This is a genomic window from Variovorax sp. Soil_C_12 (genome assembly GCF_057657375.1).
The window spans coordinates 99412-124261 of sequence record NZ_JBDGIO010000016.1; the positions used below are offsets into that span (position 1 = coordinate 99412).

Genomic DNA, 24850 nt, shown 5'->3' on the forward strand with positions numbered 1-24850 from the left:
TCGATGTCGCAGTGGTGGAGCTACCGGCCTTCGGACTTCCTGCTGTTCTCGGCGCGCACCTGGCATCGGCTCTTCGAGCTCTACAACGCGGAGATCTGGCCGGCGCATTTCTTCGCGGTGGCGCTGGGGCTGGCGCTGGTGCTCGTCGCGCTGAGGGGGAGCGCGGGCCCGGCGGCGCGCGCCTGCTGCGCGATGCTCGCGGCCTGCTGGCTCTGGGTGGCCTGGGCATTTCATCTGGAACGCTATGCGGCCATCAATTGGGCGGCGACCTGGTTCGCCGCGGCCTTCGCGATCGAAGGGGTGCTGCTGCTGGCCGCCGTCGGCGCGGGGCTCGAACTGCGTGTGCGGCGTGGCGGGCGCGAAGCGCTGGGCCTCGGGCTGCTGCTCTTCGCCGTCTTCGTGCAGCCGTGGCTCGGCCTGGCGCTGTCCGGCCGGCCTTGGCGGGAAGCCGGGCTCTTCGGGCTGGCGCCTGACCCGACGGCGGTGGGTACGCTCGGCCTGCTGCTGCTTCTGCGTGCGGTGCCTGCGGCGCGCTTCGCCCGGGTGCTCGCGATCCTGCTGTGGCCGATCCCGCTGCTGTGGTGCGTGATCGGCGCGCTCACACAGTGGACGCTGCGCGCGTCTCAAGGTTGCGCCTGGCAGGCAATGTAGGGCCGCGTTTCAGGGAGCGCTGCCCAGCAGGAACTCCGTCGCCGCCTGCCACCAGCGCGCGTCGACCTGCCCGGGCCAGTCGTTGTGGCCGGCCTCCTCGATCGTCAGCAGCCGCTTGGGCGCAGGCAGCGCCTCGTGGAGCGCAACGCCCAGGCGCGAGGGCACGACGCGGTCGCGGCCCGCCACGACCACCAGCACCGGACGGCCGAAGGATGCGAGGTGGGCGGCGCTGTCGTAACGGTCGCGCAGCAGCCAGCTCACGGGCAGCCAGGGGTAGTGGTAGCTGGCGACATGCACGAGCCGGTCCCAGGGCGTGATCAGCATCAGGCCGGCGACCTGCTCGCGTGCCTGCGCGGCCGCTGCGGCCGCGACGCCCGCGCCCAAAGATTCGCCGATCACGAGCAGCGGCGCCCCGTGCGCACGATGCGCCAGCGCGAGGGTCTGCCGCGCGTCCTCGACCAAGCTGCGCTCGCCCACATCGCCGCCGCGCGGGCCGTAGCCTGGGTACTCGGCCAGCAGCACGCGAAAGCCCAGGCGCGTGAGCGCCGTGGCGTAGTAGGCGCGGTGGCCGGCATGCCCGGCGTTGCCATGGAAGACGATGACCGTGCCACGTGCGGTGCCCGCAGGCTCGGCCGCCAGGCCACGAAAGTCCTGCGCCGATGGCCAGGCCTGCAGCCCACCGGTAGCCACCTCGGCAACGGTGGCCGGCGCGGGAAAGTAGAGCAGGCGGTCCTGGAACATGGCGATGCCGGCCAGCCCGATCGCACAGGCCAGGGTGAGCTTGAGCATCGAGGAGAGGACGGCTTTCATGGGTTGCGGTGCGGGCCATTGTGGGCCGGCGGTGGCTCGGACGAGCTGAATTTCGCGCACTGACCGAGCGGCAAGCTGCGAGGGCGCCGCATCGTCAGGCGGGTGGTTTCGGAGTTTAAGGAACAAGTTTCACTTAGGGCAGCGATGTGGCATAGTTTCGGAATTTCAGAAACACAGACCTTTTACTTTGCCCAAGCTGCTCCATCCCTGGAACTCCGAAATGCCAACAAAGCAAGGCGCCTCCCCTGGACCCCTCCGCATCGCCAACGCGCTCGACCTCGGGGCGCTAGTCCGAGCGCGACGGCGCGCGCAGTTGCTGCGCATCGACGACGCATCTGCCCTGAGCGGCGTCTCGGTCGATCTCCTGTCTCGCCTGGAAAACGGCAAGGGCTCGGTCAGGTTGGACAAGCTCCTCACGGTGCTGGACGGACTGGGCCTGGCGCTCGTGGTCGGCCCCAAGGAGCACCCGTGGATGCAATCGGTCTCGCTACCAGGCGCGGCACGTGCTGACGGGCCATGACCTCGGCGACGGACTCCCCTCGCACGCTCGTCCTCTGGGCGGACGGCCAGCGCGTCGCGACGGTGGGCTACGAGCCGAAGAACGACCTCTGGTCGCTCGGCTACGACCGGGACTGGGTCGACACGCCCGAGGCCTTTGCGTTGTCGCCCGCGCTGCCGTTCGAGCCCTCCGAGGCAGGCTACGCCGCCGGGGCCGTGAAACGCTTCATCGAGAACCTGTTGCCGGAAGGGCGTGCGCTCGACATCGTCGCCAGCACCTTCCGCGTGTCCAGGTCGAACATCTTCGCGCTCATCGACGCGCTCGGCGCGGAGACTACGGGCGCGTTCAGGTTCTGGCGCCCAGGCGAGGCACCGCCGGCCGTCGCCTCCACCCCACCGCGCGAAGTGAGTCGCGCCGAACTGCATGAGCGCTTGAGCGAGCTTGACTCGGTTTCGCTGGCGGTGTGGGATGGCAGGGTCCGCATGTCCATTGCCGGCGTGCAGGACAAGCTGATGGTCTACCTCGATCAGGCGCTCGAAGACGGCGGCCGCATCTTTCTCGTCGAGCCGCCGCTGGCATCCACGCACATCCTGAAGCCGGACCCGGCCCGAACGGCGACACCCCATCTCGCGGTCAACGAGCATTTCTGCATGTCGCTAGCCAAGCGGATGGGCCTGCCGGCAGCGGACGTGAGCCTCTACAGAACGCCGAGACCGGTGCTTGTCGTCAGGCGTTTCGACCGGGCCGTGGTGGAAGCAGCCGCCGGGCAGACCGTGCAACGCCTGCACATCATCGACGCATGCCAGGCCGCAGACCTGCCGGCGACCTACAAGTACGAGCGCAATTTCGGGAGCGGCGAGCATGTTCGCAATATCCGCGAAGGCGTCAGCTTCGAGGTCCTGTCCGAACTCGTGGAAAGAACCGTGAACAAGGCCGTGGCGCGCTTGACATTGCTGCGGTGGGCCCTGTTCCAGTACCTGATCGGCAACAGCGATGCACACGGCAAGAACTTTTCGTTCTTCGTTCACCGGCAGGGCTTGGAGCCCGCGCCCTGGTACGACCTGGTCAGCGTCGTGCGCTATCCGCGCATCGACCACGAGCTGGCGATGGCCTATGGCGATGCGTTCTCGCTCGACGAAGTGGGGGCGTATCAGCTGGCGGACTTCGCGAAGCGATGCAGGATCGACCGGCGCCTGCTGAAGCGCGAGGCCACACGCCTTGCCAAGCTCGCGGCCGAGCATGCGCAGACCCAGGCACTGGCGGCAGACTACGTGGACGAAGAGCGCGCCTTCGCGGCCGGGTTGCGCGACTTCATCGCCGGCCAGGCGAAGCGGCTGGCCGCGCTGGCCGGCCAGGCATCGGGAATCAAGGACGAGTACCTGTAGCAGGGTGCAGCGCCAGCGCCCCCGTGGGCTGCGCTGGCGTAGAGCAGACAGATCACGGGCGGCCAGGGGCCACAACGAAACGTCGCCAATTGTCGCGAGATCTCCCGCAACGCTTCGGATCTTTCTAGCATCCACGCCGCGCAAAGATGCAGGCACTGGCCAGCCCGAGCGCGATCTCCATCCACTTCACCGCCCCAAGAGACATAGTGACTTCCTTCCACGAGAGCCCGCTTTCGCCGGGTGGCGACGGCCAGGCCTGGGCATTGATCACAGGCGGTTCAGGGCGCGGCGGCGCAGCCATCGCCCGTGCGCTGCATGCCCGCGGCTTGTCCGTTGTCATCCACCACACGCCTCGAGATTTCGCTGCAGAGAACTTCTCGGTGCCGGCATGGCTTGCTTCGAAAGGCGTGACAGTCGTTGTGTGCAATGCCTCGGCGTACCACGCCAGCGACGTCGGCGACATCGATCGCACGCATATCGACATCGCCATCCACATCGGCGCCCATGCCGCCATCCTTGCCACGCTGCGGCCGAGACCCGACCAGCCTAAGGCGCTTCGGTCCGTCGTCGCCGTCACCGACATCGCGGTTGACCGTGCACCCAAGGGGCACGTGTCATACACCACGGCCAAGGGTGCGCTGCAATCGATGATCCTCGCGCTCGCAAATGACTGGGCGCCGCATGTGCGCTTCAACGTCGTCCAACCCGGCACCTTGCCCCTATCCGGAGACCTGGGCCGATGCCGAGCGAGCAAAGAGGATCAACGAGTCCATACCGCTCGGCCGCATTGGCACCTTCGAGGAACTCGCCGGTGCCGTCGTGTACTTGGCTATCGATGCCACCTACGTGACCGGCCAGGTGCTGGCCGTCGACGGCGGGCGAAGTCGGCAGCTTTACTGACCGGCCGCTGCACGGTCGATTCGTGCAAGCAACACTGCAAGCGGGCGCTCTGGAAGGGAGAGAATATGTTTCGAGGAAGGCAGCTTCTGACGGTCGCGGCACTCGGTGCCCTGGCGCGATTCGCTCACTCCAAGGAGGATCGACGCGCTTTCCTGATCGTCCGCGGCAACATCCGCAAGTTCACTGACGAGAAAGCCAAGGGCTACCGCTTCAGCGAAGAAGAATTCATGTCGCTCCCGCAAAGTTCGATCACCACCTCGACCACATGGACCACGCGATCAAGGTTCGACGGCCCCCTGCTGGCGAACGTGCTCAAGCATATCGGTGCAAGTGGGTCACGCTTGGATGTGCAGGCACTGGATGACTACAGCGCCAGTATTCCCATGTCGGACCTGCAGGCCTTCAGTCCCATCTTGGCGCACAGCCGGGACGGCAAGCGCATGACCGCGCGCGATCATGGTCCGCTGTTCGTGATGTACCCGCGGGACAAGTACCCGAGCAAGCTCAACACACCACCGGCGCAGGCCAAGTTCATCTGGCAAGTAAGGCGCATATGGTCACAACCGTCTGATCGAGTACGTCGAGATGTTCCGCGGCACCATTGATCAGACTTCCGTCTACCCGCGCGAAGTAGTGAAGGAAGCGCTGCGGCTCAACACCGCCGCGGTGATCTTTTCTCACAACCATCCCGATGGGAATCCCAAGCCGAGCCGCGCAGACGAGGCCTTGACTTACACCTTGAGGGGCGCCCTGGCAACCGTCGATGTGCGCGTGCTGGATCACGTCATCGTCGCTGGCACGCTCACGTGCTCGCTCGCCGAGCATGGGCTGCTGTGAGCAGCGGTTATGGAATGTCCGGCCCGTGATCGTGCGTCTGCGAGTCCGACACCGCTTCCGCGCCCGTCCACCTGTTGGCGCGCCACCAGGCGAGCAGCCGCTCGAAGTCGCCGTCGAAGACGCGGTGCTTGAGTTCCTCGCCGACCATCGAGCAATGCGCGGCACTCGCGAGGTCGAGCCGGGTGTTGGTCGCGACGCGGTCGCATTCGAGGTAGGTGCGCTGCAGCGTCTCGACGCTGGCCGCGGCCAGGTAACGCCGGTCCGGGGCCTGCCCCTGCGCAGGCGCTGGCACCGGCGAAGCTGCCAGCAGGACGAGCGCCGCCGCGACGGCGCCAAGCAACTGTTGCGATGCCATGTTCTTTCTCCCTTCGGATGCGCGCGACTGTCGCGTGCGATTCGAGTCTAGGAGTTCGACGGCCCGTGCGAATCCCCCGCGCAGGGGAGCGCACGTCTCAGTTGAAGAAGAGCAGTCGCGTGAGCAGGGTATGCCCCGCCTCCGCCGCCATCAGCCACACCAGCACCAGCAGCGCCAGCGGCGGCAGCAGGATGGCGTACACCAGGGCCATCCGCTCCCAGGCCATGTGCATGAAGACCGCGACGATCAGCCCCGCCTTCATGATCATGAAGGTCAGGATCAGCCCCCAGCGCAGATAGCCCTGGAGGTGCAGGTAGTCCACCAGGTAGGAGAGCGTGCTGAGCACGAACAGCAGCCCCCAGATCTTGAGGTAGAGGCTGATCGGATGCTGCTGGCCGGTGCCGGGATTCATGGTCTTGTCTCCTCACCAGAGATAGAACAGCGCGAAGATGAACACCCACACCAGGTCCACGAAGTGCCAGTAGAGCCCGGCGATCTCGACGATCTGGTAGTTGCCCGTTCGCTCGTAGTCGCCCCGTATCAGCTTGAAGGCGACGGTCAGCAGGTACACCACCCCACAGGACACATGCAGCCCGTGGAAGCCGGTGATCATGAAGAAGGCCGAGCCGAACTGCGCCGCCCCCATCGGGTTGCCCCAGGGCCGCACGCCCTCCTCGATGATCAGCTTGGACCACTCGAAGGCCTGCATGCCGACGAAGATCTCGCCGCACATGGCAGTCACCAGGATCAGCGCGGCGGCGTTGGCGCGGTCGCCGCGGTAGGCGAAGTTCACCGCCATCGCCATCGTCCCACTGCTGCTGATGAGCACGAAGGTCATGATCGCGATCAGCAGCAGCGGCACGTCGGCGCCGGCCACATGGAGCGCGAACACCTCGCTGGGGTTGGGCCAGGGCACGGTGGTGGAGACCCGCACCGTCATGTAGCCGACGAGGAAGCAGCTGAAGATGAAGGTGTCGCTCAGCAGGAAGATCCACATCATCGCCTTGCCCCAGGAGACGTGGAAGGCTTCGCGGTCGGAGGACCAGTCGGCGATCAGCCCGCGCCAGCCGGCGACGGCGCTGGCCGGCGCCAGGATGGGTGGCGCGATCGGGGGGACGGCGGCGGTGTTCATCGCAGGAGCTCCTCGGTCAGGCGGTGCCGCAGATGAAGCGCGCCACCTCGGGCGTCAGCCATCCCAGCATGGCGAAGAGCACCACCCACACCGCCAGCAGGAAGTGCCAGTAGCGCGCGCACAGCCCGATACGCCAGCCCAGCCCGACCAGGTCCGCGGCAGGGTGCCAGGCGGCGCGCGCTGTCCAGGCCCAAGCCGCGAGGCCGCCCGCCACATGCAGCCCGTGTACCGCCGTCAGCAGGTAGAAGAAGCTGCCGCCCGGATTGCCCGCGGGCATGACCTGCGCCGACAACAGCGCCGACCAGGCCCACAGCTGCACCAGCAGGAAGGCCAGCGCGCACAGGCCGCCGGCCAGCAGCAGCTTTCGCGTGCGGCGCATCGCCACGCCCCGCGCCGCCCTTGCGGAGGCCTGCAGCGCCGCACTGCCGCCCGCGAGCAGCGCCGTGCTCAACCCCAGCTGCCACGGCAGCGCGATCGCCACCGCGTCCTCGCCGCTCATGCGCATCACGTAGGCGGTGACGAACAGCGCGAACAGCACCGTGGCCACGCCCATGAACACCCACAGGCCGATGCTCGCCGACAGCGCGGCGGCATGCGGGTCCGGACGCCGGCCGCCATAGCCGGGGCGAAGCGCGGCGCTGGTGTTCATGTCGTGGTCCCCTTGGCCCCGCCCTTGCCGGCCTCGTCCTCGGCCTCCAGCCCGCCGGCCTCGGGCGGTGCGTTCTGCGGGATGTAGTCCTCGCGCGCGCCGGGCACGCCGTAGGCATAAGCCCCGCGGTAGACCACCGGCAGCGCCGGCCCCCAGTTGCCGTGCACCGGCGGCGTCTGCGGCGTCTGCCATTCGAGCGAGGCGGCGCGCCACGGGTTGCTGTCCGCCCGCCTCCCGTACCGCAGGCTCCACACCAGGTTGAAGATGAACAGCACCTGCACCACGCCGACCAGCAGCGCCACCACCGTGATGAAGGCGTTGAGGCTGTAGGCCGAGGGCGGGATGAACTGGTAGTGGTCGAAGTTGTAGTAGCGCCGCGGCATGCCCAGCACGCCGAGGTAGTGCATCGGGAAGTAGATGAGGTAGGTGCCGAGGAAGGTGACCCAGAAATGCAGCTGGCCCAGCCGGTCGTCCAGCATGCGGCCCGTGACCATCGGGTACCAGTGGTAGATGCCGCCGAAGACCACCAGCAGCGGCGCCACGCCCATCACCATGTGGAAGTGCGCCACCACGAAGTAGGTGCCCGACAGCGGGATGTCCACGCTCACGTTGCCGAGGAAGAGCCCCGTCAGCCCGCCGATCGCGAAGGTGCAGATGAAGGCCAGCGAGAACAGCATCGGCACCGACAGGTGGATGTCGCCGCGCCACAACGTGAGCAGCCAGTTGTAGACCTTGATGGCGGTGGGCACCGCGATGATCAGCGTGGTGGTCGCGAAGAAGAAGGCGAAGTACGGATTCATGCCCGCCACGAACATGTGGTGCGCCCACACCACCAGGCTCAGGCCGCCGATCGCCACGATGGCCCAGACCATCATGCGGTAGCCGAAGATGCGCTTGCGCGCGTGTACGCTGATGAGGTCCGACACCAGGCCGAAGGCCGGCAGCGCCACGATGTAGACCTCGGGATGGCCGAAGAACCAGAACAGGTGCTGGAACAGCAGCGGGCTGCCGCCCTTGTACTGCGTCGCCTGGCTGCCCAGCGACAGCAGGGCCGGCATGAAGAAGCTGGTGCCCACGGCGCGGTCCAGCAGCAGCATCACGCCGCTGACGAAGAGCGCCGGGAAGCCCAGCAGCGCCAGGATGGTGGCAACGAAGATGCCCCACACCGACAGCGGCATGCGCAGGAGCGTCATGCCCTGGCAGCGCGCCTGCAGCACGGTGGTCACGTAGTTGAGGCCGCCCATGGTGGTGGCGACGATGAAGATCAGCAGCGACACCAGCATCAGCACGATGCCGGCATCGCTCCCCGGCGTTCCGGGGAGGATGGACTGCGGCGGGTAGAGCGTCCAGCCCGCGCCGGTGGGCCCGCCGGTCACGAAGAAGCTCGCCATCAATACCAGCACCGACAGCAGGTAGACCCAGAAGCTCAGCATGTTGAGGTAGGGGAACACCATGTCGCGCGCCCCCACCATCAGCGGGATCAGGTAGTTGCCGAAGCCGCCGAGGAAGAGCGCGGTGAGCAGGTAGATCACCATGATCATCCCGTGCATGGTGACGAACTGGTAGTAGCGCTCGGGGGTGATGAACTCGAAGGCGCCGGGGTAGCCCAGCTGCAGCCGCATCAGGTTGGACAGCACCACGCCGATCACGCCCACGGTGATGGCCGTGCAGGCGTACTGCACGGCGATCACCTTGTGGTCCTGGCTCCAGACATAGCGGGTCCAGAAGCTTTTCGCTTCGTGGTGGGGTGCGGGGACGACGATGCTGGACATGGGGTTCCTTCACTCCTCGTGGATCGCGGCTGCGCTCATCGCTGCGCCTTCTGCTCGACTGGGGGAGCCGGGGGCGGCGTGGGGCCGAGGCTCTTGATGTAGGCCACCAGTGCCGCCACCTCCTCATCGCTCAAGGGGATCTTCGGCATCACCGGCGCGAAGCCCTTGACGCCGCGCGCCTGCGGGTCGCGGATGAAGGCGCCCAGGTAGGCGTCGTCCACCAGCGCGGTGGAGCCGTCGCGCATGTTCTCGGTCTTGCCGAAGAGGCTCTTCCAGGTCGGGCCCACGCGCGTGCTGCCGTCGATGGAGTGGCAGGCCACGCAGCCCTTGGCATTGGCCAGCGCGCGGCCCTGCGCGACCTGCCCGCCCTCGCGGGTCGGCGGCCGCTGCGTCACCGCGAAGGTTTCCTTGTCCTTCAGCCAGGCCTGGTAGTTGGCCGCATCCTCCACCACCACCACGGCGCGCATGTTCGGGTGCCCCACGCCGCACAGCTGCGAGCACATCGCCTCGAAGCGCCCGGCCTGGGTGGGCGTGAACCAGAAGGTGCTGATCTGCCCCGGCACCATGTTCATGCGGGCGCGGAAGGGCGGCACGAAGAAGTCGTGCAGCACGTCGTGCGAGCGCAGGATCACGTGCACCGGCTTGTTCAGCGGCAGGTGGACCTCCTGCTCGGCGATGAGGATGTCGTCCTGGCCCGCCGCGTCGGCCGGGTCGAGGCCGAAGGGATTGGTCGGGCTGACATGGCGCGTCTCGCTCAGGCCCAGCTTGCCGTCGGCGCCGGGCAGGCGGAAGCGCCACTGCCACTGCTGGCCCAGCACCTCCAGCACCGTCGCGTCCTGCGGCGGCTTCACGTAGCTTGCATAGACCACGAGGCCGGGCGCAAGCAGCGCCATGATGCCGACGGTGGTGATGCCGATCAGCCAGCGCTCCAGCGCCTTGCTCTCCGGCTCATGCGCCGCGCGCGGGCTGCCGGGGCGGTGGCGGTAGCGCAGCAGCGCGTAGACGACAAACAGGTTGATGCCGACGAAGAAGATGCCCGTGATCACCAGGGTGATGGTCAGGGTGTCGTCCATCGCCTTCCAGTTGGACGCCAGCGGCGTGATCCACCAGGGATTGAACAGGTGGAACAGCACCGACCCCACGACGATGAGCGCCAGCACCCAAGCCATGATCATGTGCGGGCCCTTTCGTCCATGCGCCGCTCGGGCGCGTTTCAGGGAAAGACCGGGACCTGCCGCTCCTCGCCAGCGAAGCGGGCTTCGGGATGGGCGCTCTCGAGCAGCGCCTCGATGTCCGCCACGCGCGCGCGCGGCAGGTCGACCATCAGCAGCACCTGGCCCGAGGCGATCGCGCTCTGGAAGCGCGCCAGCCGCGGGCTGGGAATGGAAATGCCGATCATGCTGGAAGACCAGGCGCCGAGCAGGCCGCCCAGCACCGCCAGCGCCACCGCCATCTCCCATTGCGGTCCGTCGCCCACGACGGGGAACAGCAGCGCGGCTGCCAGGCCGACCACCACGCCCACCACGCTGCCGATCAGCAGGCCGCTTTCGGCGGCGTGCACGAGGTCGGAGGTCTGCCAGACGTTGGCCGCATGGAGCCCGCGCATGTCTGCGCCCTCGGGTCCTGCGAAATGGATGTGCGCGGCATCGACCCGCGCCTGCACCAGGTCATGCATCACCCGCCGGGCGCTCGCCAGGTCGGGCATCAGCCAGTAAATGCGTCTTTTCATGGCGCCCTCCTTTGCCGTCTTGAGGACGTAACAAGGAAACCACGCAACCCTTATATGTCAGGGCGAAAGGGTTATCAAGAGTAGTTGGCCACCCATCGACCGAAGGCGGCGCCCAGCGCTCGGCCATGGAAGTCCACCATGCGGTCCTTCGGCGCGTCATGCGCAATCACGGCGCAGACCTATTTCTTCGGCGTGTCCAGCTTCACCTTCGCCGGGTCGAGCACCCCGATATCCGTCCAGGCGTTGGTGTCGAAGTGGAGCTCGGCGACCGCACAGGTCGGCATCTCGGTGATCTCGGGTGCAAGCCGGTGCGCGAGCTCGGTGAACTCGGGGTTGTGGCCGAAGACCATCACGCAGGCCAGTTGGCCGTCGAGCCCGCGAATGACGGCGAGCAGGCGCTCCGGACTGCTCTCGTAGATGCTGTCGTCGATCGCGATGTCCTGGCGCGGGTAGCCGATCGCGTCCGCCACGAGTTGTGCCGTCGTCAGCGCACGCAGCGCGGGGCTCGATACGAGCCGATCGGGCTTCACCCCGCTTCTGCTGAGGCGCTGGCCCATCATGGGCGCGTCATGAAGGCCGCGGTCGTTCAGCGGCCGATTCCGGTCGGGCAAGGATGGATCGTCGCGGCTCGACTTCGCATGCCGGACCAGGAACAAGATTTTCATGAGGGCCGTCCTTTCGCTGTTCGTGCGGGGTTCGGTTATCGGGCAATGCATCCGCGATCTCGTTGTGACCGATGGCGCCGGCCGCTGTCAATCGGAGAGGGTCACGCCTTGCGGCGAGCCCGTGCCGCCCCCTCAGCGGCCCCTCAGTGCCCCCTCAGATATGCAGCGCCGCCAGCGCCCCCACCACCAGCCCGCCGGCGGCCACGCCCAGCATGCCCCACTCCAGCCACTTCTTGCGCGTGAGCAGGGCCATCGCCGCCAGCGCGATCGACACCTGCAGTGCCGTGGTCGCCTGGGCCCAGCGGTGGTGCTGGTGCAACTGCACGTCGGATTGCCGGTCCCATTCGCGGGACTCTTCCTCGAGCTTCTGCGCCACCAGCAGGATCTCGCCCTTCTCTTTCTCGTAGCGCGAGATCTTGTCCTGCCAGGCCTGCCGGCGATCGTCCGGCGACGTGTCGCGCGCAAACTCGGCGAGCGACTGCTTGGTGCTCTTGGACTGGAAGTAATTCCACTGGTTGGCGGCCTCGGTCTTCTTGATGCCCGCGTTGTTCTTGTACAGCCCCGCATTGGCCTGGGTGAGCCCGCCCATGTAGGCGAAGACCGCGCCGACCGTGGCAATGACGGCGGTGCACACCGCGATCTGGTTGGTCATGCTCCTTCGGCCGCTGTCGTGCCCGGGGGCGGGATGGTGTTGCTCGTGCGAGGCGGCGTGCTCGAGTTCATGGTCGTGCGGGCCGTGCACGTGAAAGCCTTGTCCTGACATGGGGAGGTCTCCGGAATGAAAGAGAAAACGAAACGGCTGGAAGGTGCCCGGGCTGACGAAACCGGCGCCAGCTTTTTCGCTGCGAGCTCGGGCGGCTGGATTCTGCCTTGTCGCGCCGCCCCGGATCAGGCGTGCGGCATCGGGGCCAGCCCGCGGGGCCCCCGGCTTCGCGAGCATTGCCCTTCAGTTCGAGCCGGCGTATCGTGTCTGCCAGGAAGGAGCCGCCAATGCCTTCAAGAAAAAACCTCGCGCCCAACGGAGCGCGCAGCATGCACCCGATGCCTCCGAGCGCATTGGGCTACCCCGAAGCATTGGCACCGCCATCGGAAGCCGAACTGTGCGAACGCGCAGTCCAGGCCATCTGGCACAGCCTGGATGAGCACGACCTGGTGGACGCGCACGTCAGGCGCGATCTGGCAGCGGTCCTCGAGCCGCTGATCGCCATTGGCCTGGGGGAGCGTGCGCAGCGGCTGATCAAGACCCTGCGCATGCCGGACCCCATCGATGCCTCCAACCTGTACTGGCTCACGCGCCGGCTCCTCACCTTCGTGCCCGAATTGCAGGCAGCGGCGAGCACATTCAGCCGGCAGGACGGCCACCCGCCCCCGCCCCTTGCCTGAGGGCGGCGCGGTTGTCATGCAGGGTACGGCTTTGTACGCGCCTGTACGCCAGCCTCGCCGGATACACGGGCGTACAAGGCGCGGTGCAGAGCGCATACATTTGCGACTGCACCTCGCCCCTGCCAAGCCGCCGCTGCCATGACTCCGAAGAGCACCGATCACATCCTCATCGTCGACGACGACCGCGAGATCCGCGAACTGCTGACCACCTACCTGGTGAAGAACGGCCTGCGCGTCGCCGCGGTGCCCACGGGCCGCCACATGCGGGCGGCACTGGAGGAATCGGGGCCCTTCGACCTGATCATTCTCGACCTGATGCTGCCGGGAGAAGACGGCCTGTCCTTGTGCCGCGACCTGCGCTCCGGCAAGTACAAGGCGATCCCCATCCTGATGCTGACGGCCCGCAACGAGGAAGCCGACCGGATCCTCGGCCTGGAGATGGGGGCCGACGACTACCTGGCCAAGCCCTTCGCCGCACGCGAACTGCTCGCCCGCCTGCGCTCCGTGTTGCGCCGCACCCGGATGCTGCCCCCGAACATGCGATCGACCGAGGGCGCCACCAAGCTGGCCTTCGGCGAATGGCAGCTCGACACCACCGCGCGCCACCTGATCGACGCGAGCGGCGTGATGGTCGCCCTCAGCGGCGCGGAGTACCGGCTCCTGCGGGTGTTTCTCGATCATCCGCAACGGGTGCTGAGTCGTGACCAGTTGCTCAGCCTCACCCAGGGGCGGGAAGCGGAACTCTTCGAGCGTTCGATCGACCTGCTCGTCAGCAGGCTGCGCGATCGCCTGCGCGACGATGCGCGCGAGCCGCGCTACATCAAGACCGTGCGCAGCGAGGGCTACGTTTTTTCAACGACGGTCGAGGCGCAGGACTGAGGCGTCGCGCGGCGCAAGACAGGCTCACCACTTGCCGGCGCCCATCCCTCCATCCACCGGCAGCACGATGCCGGTCGTGAATCCGGCGCCGCTCAGGTAGAGCACCGCGTCGACGATCTCCTGCGTCGTGCCGATGCGGCCGGCCGGCTGCAGCGTGTTGAGGAAGCCGTGCATGTCCTTCGTGTAGAGCGGCGTGTCGACGATGCCGGGCGCCACGGCGGTCACCTGGATGTTGTGCGGCGCCAGCTCCAGCGCAAGTGCCCTGGTGGCGTGGTCGATGCCGCCCTTGACCAGCACGGGCAGCAGCGCCGGCACGCTCTGGTTGGGCGCGGACGCAATGCTCGCGGTGATGCTGATGATGCGGCCCGCCTTGCGCTCGATCATGTGGCGGGCAGCGGCCTGCGACGGGTAGACGAAGCCCTTCAGGTTGGTGTTGACCAGCGCCTCCAGTTCGTCGGGCGTGTACTCGACGAAGGGCTTGGCGTTGAAGATGCCGGCGTTGTTGATGAGCACGTCGACCTGGCCGAAGCGTTCGACGGCGCGCCGGACCAGCGCCGTGCCGACGGCCGGATCGGCGACGTCGCCGGCGACGCCCACGAAGTTGTCGGGCGAACCGAGCGACACGGCCGCCTCCTGCAGGCGCTCGGCGGTCCGGGCGTTGCCGATGACGTTGTCGCCGCGCTGGAGGAAGGCGCCGGCCAGCGCCAGGCCGATGCCGCTCGAAGCGCCGGTGATGACGATGGTCTTGGCTTGGGTCTTCATGGTGAATTCCTTTCGGGTGGTTGGGGCTGGGATCAAGGGGGCTTGTGTTGCTGTTCCCTTGAGGCGTACTCTATTTGCTACCTTTGAGTTGATAAATACAGCCTGTGCCACTTCAGTTCTTACATCATGTAATTCATACCATGAATCGCCAATTCGATGACCTGATGCTGGGAAGCCTGGAACTGTTCTGCCTGGCGGCCGAGCACGGCGGGTTCACCGCCGCCGCCAACTTCGCGGGCCTGACGCCCGCCGCCGTGAGCCGGACGGTGGCCCGCCTCGAGGAGCGCCTCGGCGTGCGGCTCTTCGTGCGCACGACGCGGCAGATCCGCCTGAGCGAGGCGGGGCAGGCCTACTACGCGCAATGCCGCCAGGCACTGCACCAGCTGGTCGAGGCCGAGCGCGAGGTCAGCGGCCAGCAGGTCACGCCGAGCGGCCTGCTGCGCATCAGCACCCCCACCACCTACGGGCACTATCGCTTGCTCCCGCTGCTGCCCGAGTTCAGGGCGCGCTATCCCGACATTCGCGTCGAGGTCCACGTCAGCAACCGCAACATCGATTTCGCCGCGGAGGGCTACGACCTCGCGGTGCGCGTTCGCGCGCCCGGCGATTCGACGCTGATCGCACGCCATCTCGAAGATGCCGAGCTGGTGCTGGTCGCGACTTCCGATTACCTGCGCCGGCGCGGAGAACCCAAGACCCTGGAAGATCTGACCGCCCACGACTGCATCCAGTTCGAGCTGCCCAGCAGCGGCCGCACCATCCCCTGGTTGTTTCGCCGGGACGGGCAGGACATCGAGATGCCCACCTCCGGCGGCTACTCCTGTTCCGACGACGTCCTTGCCGGCGTGACACTGGCCCTCCACGGCGCAGGGATCTTCCAGGCCTATCGATTCGTCGTCGAAGAAGACCTGCGCCAAGGGCGGCTGATCGAAGTGCTCAAGCCCTTCGGCGGCCGCGCCCGCCCCTTCAATCTCCTCTATCCGCAGCTGCGCTTCGTGCCGCTGCGCGTGCGGACCTTCGTGGACTTCCTGATGAGCCACCGCGACGATGGAAGGGCGGCGCCGCCAAGACCGGTCCCCTGAGGCATCCGGCCGCCGCGCGGAAGACTCTCTGCCGGACGGCGGCCATTCCCCCTTGCGGGTCGCGCACCTAGATTCGGACCACGGTCAGATCCTTGATCGAAGAGCGTTCGCCACTCACTCATCGGCGAAGAAGGTCACATCGAATCATGAGCCATCAGCAACACAAAGTCGCCATCGTCACGGGCGCATCCCAAGGCATCGGCGCCGGTCTGGTCAAGGCGCTGCGCGAGCGCAACTACAGCGTCGTCGCGACCTCGCGGTCCATCCGGCCCTCCAACGATCCCGGCGTCCTGGCGATCGCGGGCGACATCGGTTCCGCCGAGACGGCGAAGCGCGTCGTTTCCGAAGGCCTGGCGCGCTTCGGCCGGATCGACTCGCTCGTCAACAACGCGGGCATCTTCATCGCCAAGCCCTTCACGCAGTACACCGAGGGCGATTTCGCCTCGAAGATCGCGACCAATGTCGCCGGCTTCTTCCACATCACCCAGGCCGCCGTCGAAGCGATGGAGCGCAACGGGTCCGGGCACGTCGTGAGCATCACGACCAGCCTGGTCGACCATGCCAACGCCCAGGTGCCCTCGGTGCTCGCGTCGTTGACGAAGGGCGGCCTGAACGCGGCGACCCGGTCGCTGGCCATCGAGTACGCGGCCCGCGGCATCCGCTTCAATGCCGTGGCGCCAGGCGTCATCAAGACGCCGATGCATGCGCCCGACACGCACGCATGGCTGGGTGCACTGCATCCGGTGGGCCACATGGGCGAGATTGGGGATATCGTCGATGCGGTGCTCTACCTGGAGTCCGCGTCCTTCGTCACGGGCGAGATCCTGCACGTCGACGGCGGCCAGAGCGCCGGCCACTGACCCATCCACACGAAGGAGCCATCATGCCCATCGTCACCATTCAGGTCACCCGCGAAGGCACCAGGCCGGGAGCCGATTCGGTCACCGCCGAAGAAAAGGCCGCACTCATCAAGGGCGCCAGCGAGCTGCTTCGCGACGTGCTGAACAAGCCCTTCGAGAGCACCTTCGTCATCATCGAAGAGGTAGCCACCGACAACTGGGGATGGGGCGGCCTGCCCGCGCTGGAGTTCCGGCGACGGCGCGCCGAGCAGGCCAGGTAGCGACGCCGCTCGGACGGCGGCGCCCGGGCCGCAGCACCCGGCGGAGCCGCGAATTGCCGCCCCGCGGACGAATGCCTATGCTCCGGCATTCATTCACCCCGGGTAAGAATCGTGGATCGCATCGACGCGATGAAGGTCTTCGTGGCGGCGCTCAACGAGGGCAGCCTGGCCGGCGCCGGACGCAAGCTCGGCAAGTCGCCGGCCGCCGTGAGCCGCGCCATCGCCTTCCTCGAGGCGCATGTCGGCGCAGAACTGCTGCATCGCACCACGCGGGCGATCAAGCTCAGCGAGGCGGGCGAGCGCTACGCCCTCGCGTGCCGGCGCATCCTCACCGACCTCGAGGAAGCCGACATGGCCGCGGCCGGCGAGCGATCGGCAGCGCGCGGCATGCTCGCGGTCACGGCCCCCGTTGCCGCGGGCGAGACGCTCCTGCGCCCGGTGCTCGACGCCTTCATGGACAAGTTTCCCGAGGTGTCCGTGCGCCTGGACATGCTCGACCGTCCCACCCACCTGGTCGAGGAAGGCATCGACGTCGCGCTGCGCATCGCCCACCTCCCGGACTCCACGCTGGTCGCGCTGCGCGTCGGCGAAGTGCGGCGCGTCGTGGCGGCGTCGCCGCGCTACCTCGCGCGCCACGAGCCCATCACGCAGCCGTCGGACCTCGCCGGGCACCAGATCATCGCGATGACGCACTTCGGCATCGACTCGTGGAGCTTTCCGCCGGCCGACGGGTCGGCGGTTGCGCGAACCGTGCAGTTCAACCCTCGCTTCACCGTCAACAGCATCCGCGCGGCCGTCGCATCCGCGGTGCAGGGGCGCGGGGTCGTGCGCATGTTCTCGTACCACCTCGCGGACGCGGTGGCCGACGGCACGCTGAAGATCATCCTCGCAGCGCACGAACATGCGCCCCTGCCGGTGCACCTGGTGTCCCCACACGGGCGTCTTTCGGTTCCGAAGGTGCGGGCGTTCGTCGACTTCGCGTTGCCCAGGCTGCGCGAAGCCTTCGAGGAGCGCGCGCTGGTGTGCAGCAACTCTTCCAAGGCTGCGCTCGATCTTTCGCGGGAAGCTCCGTGGACAGGTCCGGTGCCCTCACCCTAGCCCTCTCCCGGAGGGAGAGGGGACAAGACCGGGGCACCTTGGCTTCGCCTGCCCAAGGCTTGTGAAACGTAGTGTGTCGACTTTGTGCATCGATACACAGGCGTACCCCTTTCGCGCCAATCGGGGGCGACAGGGTTGAAGATCCGGGCATTCGTTCACCAACCCTCCTTCTCCAGGAGACCGCCCATCATGAACATCCGTACCAGCGCTTCCCTCTTCGCCGTCGCCCTCGCGGCCTCGTTCGCCGCCCTCAGCTTCGCCAGCCCGCCGCAGGGCGGCAACATCCCGGTGGCCGGGCAGCAGCCGGCGCCCGAGTTCCGGGACATCGAGAAGTGGCTCAACTCCCAGCCGCTGAAGCTGGAAGAGCTGCGCGGCAAGGTGGTGCTCGTCGACTTCTGGACCTACACCTGCATCAACTGCCTGAACCACCTGCCCTACGTGAAGGACTGGCATGCCAAGTACAAGGACAGCGGCCTGGTCGTGGTCGGCGTGCACACGCCCGAATTCGCCTACGAGAAGTCCACGAAGAACGTGCAGGACGCGATCAAGAAACTGGGCATCCAGCACGCCGTCGCCCAGGACAACAACTACGCCACCTGGAAGGCCTTCGGCAACCAGTACTGGCCTGCCGTCTACCTGATCGACAAGCAGGGCCGCATCGTCTATTCGCACTTCGGCGAGGGCCGCTACGGGGCGACCGAGAAGAAGATCCAGGACCTTCTGGCGCAACCCTCGCCCACCGGCTCCTGAGTTCGCCATGAAGAAGCTCTGGCTCGCGCTGCTGTTCTTCGCGGGCGGCCTCGCCCACGAAGTCCGCAACCCGGTGAACTGCCACCTCATCGCCTCGCGCCGCGCCGGCAGGCCGGAGGACCGCCCATGAAACCCCGCTCCCTGTTCGCCCGCGTCACGCTCATCATCGTGGTGGGCCTGGCGATTGCGCAGCTGCTGACCTTCGCGGCCATCCGCTACGAGCGCGGCATGGCGCTTCGCCACCTGATGATGACCGGCATCGAACGCGACATCGCGAGCTCGATCGCCATCCTGAACCGCCTGCCCGCTGCCGAGCGCGCAGACTGGCTGGCCCGGCTGGAGCGGCGCAACTACCGCTTCATGCTGGGCGACGGCGTCTCGGGGCCGCCGCCCGAGTCGACCATCTCGCAGGAGTTCGCCGCCGCCATCGTCAACGCGCTGCACCCCTTCGAAGTCGTGAAGGTGGTGCAGGCCGGCGCCGACGATCTTCGGATCCAGGTGAAGCTGACAGACGGCAGCCCGGTGATCGTCTACGCGCGCCGCGTGGGCATGCCGGTGTCGAACTGGGTCCTGTGGGTGCTCGTGCTGCAGCTCGCGGTGCTCGCGGTCTGCGCCTGGTTCGCGGTCCGCCTGGTCACGCGGCCGCTGGCCCGCCTGGCCAAGGCCGCGGACGAGCTCGGGCCCGACCTGAAGGGCCGGGAGCTCGCGGAAGAAGGCCCCTCCGAAGTGGCGCACGCGGCACGCGCCTTCAACGCCATGCAGCGGCGGATCGCGGGCTACATGGCCGAGCGCGTGGAGATCCTGGCCGCGATTTCCCACGACCTCCAGACGCCCATCACCCGGATGCGGCTGCGCACCGACATGATGGACAACGAAAAGGACCAGCTGAAGTTCCGGCAAGACCTCGATGCCATGCACGCGCTGGTGAAGGAGGGCGTCACCTATGCGAAGACGCTGCACGGCGCCACGGAGCCGCCCTGCCGCGTCGACGCCGACGCGCTGCTCGAAAGCATGGTCGCCGACTACGAGGACGCGGGCCAGCAGGTGCACCTGGAGGGGCGAATCGGCGGCCCCATCGTGACGCGCCCGAATGCGCTGCGCCGGATCATCGTCAACCTGGTCGACAACGCCCTGAAGTTCGGCAGCGAGGTGCGCATGCGGGTGCGTGTCGACGCAGGCCGGCTGGTCGTCGCGATCACCGACAACGGGCCGGGCATCCCCCCCGATCAGCTCGAAGCCGTTCTCAAGCCCTTCTACCGGGTCGAAAGCTCCCGCAACCGAAGCACGGGCGGCACGGGCCTCGGCCTGGCCATCGCGCACCAGCTTGCCACGGCGATGGGCGCCGAGCTGAGCCTGCACAACCGCGACGAAGGCGGCCTGGAGGCCCGAGTCGCCATGCCCCTCCAACAGGATCTCGCATCATGATCATCGTCGCGATCGCCTACCTGGGCGGCATCCTCACCATCCTGAGCCCCTGCATCCTGCCGGTGCTCCCCTTCGTGTTCGCGCGCGCCGACCGCCCGTTCCGCTCGCATGGCCTGCCGATGCTGCTGGGCATGGCGTTTGCCTTTGCCGGCATTGCCACGCTGGCGGCCGTGGGCGGCGGCTGGGTGGTGGCGCTCAACGAGTGGGGGCGCTACGCGGCGATGGCCCTCCTCGCCTTGTTCGGCCTGACGCTGCTCTTGCCGGCATGGGCCGATCGGCTGAGCAGGCCTTTCGTCGCGCTCGGCATGCGGCTGTCGCAACCGGGAGCGGAGCACCCATCCGCGCGCCCGTCTTTCCTGTCGCCGCTGCTGCTGGGCGTCGGCACGGGGCTGCTGTGGGCGCCCTGCGCAGGACCGATCCTCGGCCTGATCCTGACGACCGCCGCACTCAACGGCGCCAGTGCAGGCACTTCCTTGCTGCTGCTGGCCTATGCCGCGGGCGCGTGCACCTCGCTGGCGGCCGCGCTGCTGTTCGGCGGCCGCGTGTTCTCGGCCTTGAAGGGGTCGCTGCGAACCGGCGAATGGATCCGGCGGGCCGCCGGTGCGGCCGTGCTGGCCGGTGTCGGCGCCATCGCACTGGGCCTGGACACCGGCCTGCTCAGCCAGCTTTCTTCTGCCGGCACGACGCGGCTGGAGACGACGCTGCTGGAGAAGATCGGCCACAAGAGCCCGTCGTCGCCGCTGTCGCAATCCGACACGGCCGCCGAAGCGCCCGTCATGCTGGCGACCGCGGCGGGCCGCGAACCGGTCGCGACGCGGCCGCTGGGAACGCAGGGCCTCTTCCCTTCGCTGGCCGGCGCGACCGAATGGATCAACTCCGAGCCGCTCACGCCCGAGAGCCTGCGAGGCAAGGTCGTGCTCGTCGACTTCTGGACCTACTCGTGCATCAACTGCCTGCGCACGCTGCCGTACCTGCGCGCCTGGGCCGACAAGTACAAGGATGCGGGCCTGGTGGTCCTCGGCGTGCATGCGCCCGAGTTCGCCTTCGAGAAGCGCCTGTCCAATGTGCGCAAGGCCACCCAGGATCTGGGCATCGGGTTTCCGGTCGCCGTCGACAACGACTTCGCCATCTGGCGCCTATTCGGCAACCGGGCCTGGCCCGCGTTCTACTTCATCGATGCGAAGGGGCGCATCCGTCACCACCAGTTCGGCGAGAACCAGTACGAGGAGGCGGAACAGGTCATCCAGCAGTTGCTCGCGGAGGCGGGGCAGACCCGCATTCCGTCCGGGCTCGTCGCGCCGCAAGGCGAAGGCGTGCAGGCCGCGGCGCCCGCCACGGGCGCATTGTCCGAAGAGACCTACCTGGGCTACGAGCGCGCGCACAACTTTGCCTCGCCGGGCGGCGTGGCGCGCGATCGGGCGAACGACTACCGGGGTCCCGCTGCGCTGCGCGCGAACCAGTGGGCACTGGCCGGCGACTGGACGGTCCAGCGCGAGCGGGCGGTGCTGAACCGCGTCGACGGACGCATCGCCTATCGCTTTCATGCGCGCGACCTGCACCTGGTGCTCGGGCCCTCGGCCGATGGCAAGCCTGTGCGATTCAGGGTGCTGCTGGACGGCAAGGCGCCGCTCGCGGACCATGGCTTCGACGTCGACGCGCAGGGCAACGGGGTCATCGACGGGCAGCGGCTCTACCAACTGGTTCGGCAGGCGGCGGGCGGGAGGGATCGGCTGTTCGAGATCGAGTTCATGGACCCCGGGGTGCAGGCCTACGCGTTCACTTTCGGATGAATTGAAGGGGCGGGATAACACCAATGTATTAATTTCCCTCCCGACGCGTCCCCGGGACTATGATTTTCCGTCTCGGAAAGTGCCGGTTCTCTCGAGCCGGACTGGAGGTTCCGGATGTGCAGCATCAGCCAGCCTGCGATGCCCAGCAGCACGGGCACGTACCACCTTTGGGCCGACGATCCGGCCGCCTTCTCCACGCACCGGATCACCCCGCTGCACCACAACTTCCACGAGCATCCCCTGTTCCAGGTTGCTGAACTGATCAAGTTGGGCAAGGAACTCGCGCCCCTCGAGCAATGCCGCTTCATGCGGCCGGGCCTGACCCCGGCGTCGGTTATCGCGCACGACAGCCGCCATCCGGACGGGCGCAGCATCGACGAGTTCTTCGAGCGGCTGGAAGAGCCGGCTTCCTCCGTCGCGCTCTACAACATCGAGGTCATCCCGCGCTACCAGGCGCTGCTGCATGCGGTGGTCGGCACCATGCAGGACAGCGTCGAGGCCGAGCAGCCCGACGTGTTCCGGGTGAACGGCTTCGTCTTCATCTCGGCGCCGCCGTCGGTGACGCCCTTCCACATCGACCGCGAGAACAACTTCTGGCTGCAGCTGCACGGCCGCAAGATCATGAACGTCTGGGACCACCGGGACCGGCGCATCGTGCCGGCCGAGGCGGTGGAGGACTTCATCGTCACGCATTCGCTGCGCAAGGTTCGCTACAGCGAGGAGTTTCGCGCCCGCAGCCAGGAGTTCCATGCGGGTCCGGGCGACGGCGTGTACTTCCCGAGCACCTCGCCCCACATGACGCGTTCCGACCCGGACTGGACGGGCCCCGGCGATCGCGTCTCGATCTCGATCGGCGTGACCTTCTACACCTCGGTCACGCGCAAGGTCGCACGCGTGCACCAGGTCAACCGGGTCATGCGGCGATGCGGCCTGTCGCCCCGCTACCCCGGCGAATCGCCGAGGTCCGATGCGTTCAAGGCCTCCCTGGGCGGGTTGGTCGGGTCGGCGCGCGCGAAGATGATCGCACTCGACCCCTCGGCGCGGCGATTCAAGCTGGCGACCACGCCGCCGCCCGGGTCCTATTGAGGGACGCAGGCCTGCTGCAGCCGATGCGCCCAGGAGGCAGCATCGGCTCGGCGGATTCGCGCGCCCTGCGCGTGCCGGCACTACACTCGCAACCCCTTTTTACCCAGCGACGACGCCCATGAAGAAGAACGCCAAGTCCGCCTGGCTCCAGGCCGCCCTCGACTACATCCCCGGCTGGCTCGGCTTCCAGCTCGAGCGGCACCAGCAGGTCGGCTGCAGCGTGGCGATCGCGCAAGGCCAGGAACTCGTCGCGGAATTCGCTCTCGGCAGCGCCGACCTGGGCACCGGCCAGGCGCTCACGCCGCGGCATCGCTTTCGCATCGCCTCGCACTCCAAGACCTTCACCGCCAGCGGCGTGATGCTGCTGCGGGAACAGGGCAAAGTCGGCCTCGACGATCCGATCGGCCGCCATGTGAGCGGCCTGCACAAAGAGCTGGCGAAGGCCCGGGTCGGCGAGTTGCTGTCTCACGGTGCCGGCGTCGTGCGCGACGGTGCCGACAGCGGGCAGTTCCTGGACCGCCGGCCCTTCCTCTCCCGCGCCGAGCTGAGGGCAGAGCTGGCCAAGAAGCAGCCGCTCGCGCCCGGCCTCCAGCTGAAGTACTCCAACCACGGCTACGGATTGCTGGGGCTGATGATCGAGGAGATCAGCGGCACCGAGTACCCGGCGTGGATCGCCCGCCACGTCATCGAGGCGGCAGGCTTGCGCGAGACGGTGCCCGACATGCCGCAACTGCCTCGCTCGGTCCCCCTGGCCAAGGGGCACAGCACCGAATTCCCCTTCGGCCAGCGCCTGATCGTGCCGGGCGACAACGTCTGCCATGCCATCGCGCCGGCCGGTGGCTTCGTCTCGACGGCGGCGGACGTCGTGCGCTTCTTCGCGCAGCTGGCGCCAGAAAGCAGGAAGAGCATCCTGTCCGCCGCCAGCCGGCGCGAGATGATGCATCGCCGTTGGCGCGACCCCTGCAGCGCCCAGGAATCGCACTACGGCTACGGCACGATGATGAGCGGGCCCGGGTCCAAGGAGTGGTACGGCCACACCGGCGGCCTGCAGGGCTTCGTGTCGCGCACGGCGCGCTTCCCGGAATCAGGCTTCACGGTCACGGTGCTGTGCAACGCACTGGACGGGTGGTCCTACCCGTGGGTGGACGGCATCCACGGCATTCTTTCCGCCTTCAAGCGCCATGGTGCGCCGGGACGCAAGGAGGCGGCGTGGAACGGCCGCTGGTGGAGCATGTGGGGCGCCAGCGACCTGGTGGCCATGGGCAAGGTGGTCTGCCAGGTCGCCCCGGCGATGAGCGTGCCCTTCGACAGTGCCACGACGGAGTTCGAGCTCTCGGGCAAGGACAGCGGCGTCATTGCCCGGACCTCCGGGTACAACAGTCCGGGTCAGGCGGTGCGCCTGGTGCGCGATCGCAAGGGCCATCCGGCCGAGCTGTGGGTGGGCGGCACCCAGCTGCTGCCCAAGGAGGCCATGCTGGCCGAAGCCCGGCAGCGCTATCGCAGGGCAAAGGCCTCGGCCGGCCTGCCGGCCTGAGCTTCTCAGGCTGCGACGAAGCTGAGCCGCGCCTCGTGCGCCAGCCCATCGCGAACGATGGGGCGGGCGTCGTCGTCCGCGAAATCGAGGAGCGCGTCGGGAATCTCGTCCTCTTCGAGGGAGAAGAGGATCTCGATGGCGTCCTGCTGGGCTTCCGAGAACGTACCGGTCTGGATGAGCTGATTGAACCTCGCCGCGGTCTCCTTCGGTGCCAGCTGGCACAGCTCGAGCAACTCGAGCACCAGCTCGATCTGCGAGGGGGTGAGGGGCTGGGGGGCGGCAGAACGCTTCATGACGTTGAATCCTTTCGGTGGAGCTCGGGACTTCTTCCTTTGCTGTGGAATCAGTCTCTTTGTCGATCCTTAAGCGTCGCTGAAGCGTTCGTAAAGAAGCATTGCTGGTCGTGAAAACTTTGTGTGGGCGTGAGGAAAGTCTCGGGCTGCGCTGGGCGCCGTTGTTCAGACGACACGGGTCGACTCCGGCGCGCGAGCGCGAGCGTCATCGCCGTTGTTCCACACACATGCTCCCTCTTCGCATACGCCGGTCTTACTCCCTCC

The 24850-nt window shown here is 67.6% G+C and carries 28 protein-coding genes and 1 pseudogene; 17 read left to right on the top strand and 12 right to left on the bottom strand.

All coding sequences use genetic code 11. From position 1 onward, the window contains the following. Positions 1-3: 3 nt before the first annotated feature. Positions 4-651 (top strand): DUF6064 family protein, encoded by a 648-nt coding sequence (locus tag AC3A6X_RS30415; RefSeq protein ID WP_487845665.1) that lies wholly within the window; start codon positions 4-6, stop codon positions 649-651. Between the two features lie 9 nt (positions 652-660). Here the strand turns inward: AC3A6X_RS30415 and AC3A6X_RS30420 are convergent, their stop codons facing one another. Next, positions 661-1461 (bottom strand): alpha/beta hydrolase, encoded by an 801-nt coding sequence (locus tag AC3A6X_RS30420; protein WP_487845666.1) that lies wholly within the window; start codon positions 1459-1461, stop codon positions 661-663. 220 nt (positions 1462-1681) lie between these two features. Between AC3A6X_RS30420 and AC3A6X_RS30425 the strand changes: the two genes are divergently transcribed. The 4 genes and pseudogenes from AC3A6X_RS30425 to AC3A6X_RS30440 all read left to right on the top strand — a co-directional run. Then, positions 1682-1981, top strand: coding sequence for a helix-turn-helix domain-containing protein (locus tag AC3A6X_RS30425; RefSeq protein WP_487845667.1), 300 nt, complete (start codon positions 1682-1684; stop codon positions 1979-1981). Beyond that, entirely contained in the window at positions 1978-3345 is a 1368-nt protein-coding gene (locus AC3A6X_RS30430; RefSeq protein ID WP_487845668.1) for a HipA domain-containing protein, read from the top strand. The genes AC3A6X_RS30425 and AC3A6X_RS30430 overlap by 4 nt, the downstream gene beginning before the upstream one ends. Positions 3346-3491: 146 nt before the next feature. After that, the gene (locus AC3A6X_RS30435; RefSeq protein WP_487845669.1) at positions 3492-4850 is read left to right on the top strand and encodes an SDR family oxidoreductase; all 1359 of its coding nucleotides are present in this window, start codon (positions 3492-3494) and stop codon (positions 4848-4850) included. Continuing rightward, a pseudogene (locus AC3A6X_RS30440) lies at positions 4807-5082 on the top strand (JAB domain-containing protein); the annotation flags it as partial. The gene AC3A6X_RS30435 and the pseudogene AC3A6X_RS30440, both read left to right, overlap by 44 nt. Before the next feature lie 7 nt (positions 5083-5089). On the opposite strand, the gene AC3A6X_RS30445 reads toward AC3A6X_RS30440, so the two are convergent. From AC3A6X_RS30445 to AC3A6X_RS30485, 9 genes are all read right to left on the bottom strand, one after another. Further along, positions 5090-5437, bottom strand: a complete 348-nt coding sequence (locus AC3A6X_RS30445; protein ID WP_487845670.1) for a hypothetical protein — start codon at positions 5435-5437, stop codon at positions 5090-5092. 97 nt (positions 5438-5534) lie between these two features. Next, positions 5535-5849, bottom strand: a complete 315-nt coding sequence (locus AC3A6X_RS30450; RefSeq protein ID WP_487845671.1) for a cytochrome C oxidase subunit IV family protein — start codon at positions 5847-5849, stop codon at positions 5535-5537. A gap of 12 nt (positions 5850-5861) precedes the next feature. Continuing rightward, entirely contained in the window at positions 5862-6569 is a 708-nt protein-coding gene (locus AC3A6X_RS30455; protein ID WP_309972244.1) for a heme-copper oxidase subunit III family protein, read from the bottom strand. 16 nt (positions 6570-6585) lie between these two features. Beyond that, a complete protein-coding gene (locus AC3A6X_RS30460) occupies positions 6586-7218 on the bottom strand; it encodes a cytochrome c oxidase subunit 3 family protein (protein ID WP_487845672.1) in 633 nt (210 codons plus the stop codon). Next, a complete protein-coding gene (locus tag AC3A6X_RS30465; protein ID WP_487845673.1) occupies positions 7215-8990 on the bottom strand; it encodes a cytochrome c oxidase subunit I in 1776 nt (591 codons plus the stop codon). Before AC3A6X_RS30465 ends, AC3A6X_RS30460 begins: the two co-directional genes overlap by 4 nt. Before the next feature lie 35 nt (positions 8991-9025). Next, on the bottom strand, positions 9026-10165 hold the full coding sequence (locus tag AC3A6X_RS30470; RefSeq protein WP_487845674.1) for a c-type cytochrome: 1140 nt from the start codon (positions 10163-10165) through the stop codon (positions 9026-9028). Between the two features lie 38 nt (positions 10166-10203). After that, complete coding sequence (locus AC3A6X_RS30475; protein WP_487845675.1) at positions 10204-10719, bottom strand: DUF1269 domain-containing protein; 516 nt, start codon at positions 10717-10719, stop codon at positions 10204-10206. A gap of 179 nt (positions 10720-10898) precedes the next feature. Next, positions 10899-11384, bottom strand: coding sequence for a SixA phosphatase family protein (locus tag AC3A6X_RS30480; RefSeq protein WP_487845676.1), 486 nt, complete (start codon positions 11382-11384; stop codon positions 10899-10901). 154 nt (positions 11385-11538) lie between these two features. Next, complete coding sequence (locus AC3A6X_RS30485) at positions 11539-12147, bottom strand: DUF4337 domain-containing protein (protein ID WP_487845677.1); 609 nt, start codon at positions 12145-12147, stop codon at positions 11539-11541. Positions 12148-12374: 227 nt separating this feature from the next. Between AC3A6X_RS30485 and AC3A6X_RS30490 the strand changes: the two genes are divergently transcribed. Both AC3A6X_RS30490 and AC3A6X_RS30495 read left to right on the top strand, forming a co-directional pair. Beyond that, entirely contained in the window at positions 12375-12767 is a 393-nt protein-coding gene (locus AC3A6X_RS30490; protein WP_487845678.1) for a hypothetical protein, read from the top strand. Between the two features lie 138 nt (positions 12768-12905). Further along, a complete protein-coding gene (locus AC3A6X_RS30495; RefSeq protein WP_487845679.1) occupies positions 12906-13646 on the top strand; it encodes a response regulator in 741 nt (246 codons plus the stop codon). A 24-nt stretch (positions 13647-13670) separates the two neighbouring features. Here the strand turns inward: AC3A6X_RS30495 and AC3A6X_RS30500 are convergent, their stop codons facing one another. Beyond that, positions 13671-14408, bottom strand: coding sequence for an SDR family NAD(P)-dependent oxidoreductase (locus AC3A6X_RS30500; protein WP_487845680.1), 738 nt, complete (start codon positions 14406-14408; stop codon positions 13671-13673). A gap of 140 nt (positions 14409-14548) precedes the next feature. Between AC3A6X_RS30500 and AC3A6X_RS30505 the strand changes: the two genes are divergently transcribed. The 10 genes from AC3A6X_RS30505 to AC3A6X_RS30550 all read left to right on the top strand — a co-directional run bounded on the left by AC3A6X_RS30505 (position 14549) and on the right by AC3A6X_RS30550 (position 24293). Next, positions 14549-15490, top strand: a complete 942-nt coding sequence (locus AC3A6X_RS30505; protein WP_487845681.1) for a LysR family transcriptional regulator — start codon at positions 14549-14551, stop codon at positions 15488-15490. Between the two features lie 146 nt (positions 15491-15636). Then, positions 15637-16350: an SDR family NAD(P)-dependent oxidoreductase gene (locus AC3A6X_RS30510; protein ID WP_487845682.1), complete on the top strand. Its 714-nt coding sequence runs from the start codon at positions 15637-15639 to the stop codon at positions 16348-16350. A gap of 23 nt (positions 16351-16373) precedes the next feature. Next, complete coding sequence (locus tag AC3A6X_RS30515; RefSeq protein WP_487845683.1) at positions 16374-16610, top strand: tautomerase family protein; 237 nt, start codon at positions 16374-16376, stop codon at positions 16608-16610. Positions 16611-16721: 111 nt separating this feature from the next. Then, the gene (locus AC3A6X_RS30520) at positions 16722-17708 is read left to right on the top strand and encodes a LysR family transcriptional regulator (RefSeq protein ID WP_487845684.1); all 987 of its coding nucleotides are present in this window, start codon (positions 16722-16724) and stop codon (positions 17706-17708) included. Between the two features lie 189 nt (positions 17709-17897). Next, the gene (locus tag AC3A6X_RS30525) at positions 17898-18458 is read left to right on the top strand and encodes a thioredoxin family protein (protein WP_106559830.1); all 561 of its coding nucleotides are present in this window, start codon (positions 17898-17900) and stop codon (positions 18456-18458) included. Between the two features lie 7 nt (positions 18459-18465). Next, a complete protein-coding gene (locus AC3A6X_RS30530) occupies positions 18466-18588 on the top strand; it encodes a hypothetical protein (protein ID WP_487845685.1) in 123 nt (40 codons plus the stop codon). Further along, positions 18585-19883, top strand: coding sequence for an ATP-binding protein (locus AC3A6X_RS30535; protein ID WP_487845686.1), 1299 nt, complete (start codon positions 18585-18587; stop codon positions 19881-19883). The genes AC3A6X_RS30530 and AC3A6X_RS30535 overlap by 4 nt, the downstream gene beginning before the upstream one ends. Next, entirely contained in the window at positions 19880-21673 is a 1794-nt protein-coding gene (locus AC3A6X_RS30540) for a cytochrome c biogenesis protein DipZ (protein ID WP_487845687.1), read from the top strand. The genes AC3A6X_RS30535 and AC3A6X_RS30540 overlap by 4 nt, the downstream gene beginning before the upstream one ends. Positions 21674-21787: 114 nt before the next feature. Beyond that, complete coding sequence (locus tag AC3A6X_RS30545; protein WP_487845688.1) at positions 21788-22759, top strand: JmjC domain-containing protein; 972 nt, start codon at positions 21788-21790, stop codon at positions 22757-22759. 118 nt (positions 22760-22877) lie between these two features. Beyond that, entirely contained in the window at positions 22878-24293 is a 1416-nt protein-coding gene (locus AC3A6X_RS30550; RefSeq protein ID WP_487845689.1) for a serine hydrolase domain-containing protein, read from the top strand. A gap of 5 nt (positions 24294-24298) precedes the next feature. Here AC3A6X_RS30550 and AC3A6X_RS30555 read toward each other — a convergent pair whose 3' ends face one another. Next, positions 24299-24586: a hypothetical protein gene (locus AC3A6X_RS30555; RefSeq protein WP_487845690.1), complete on the bottom strand. Its 288-nt coding sequence runs from the start codon at positions 24584-24586 to the stop codon at positions 24299-24301. Positions 24587-24850: the final 264 nt, after the last annotated feature.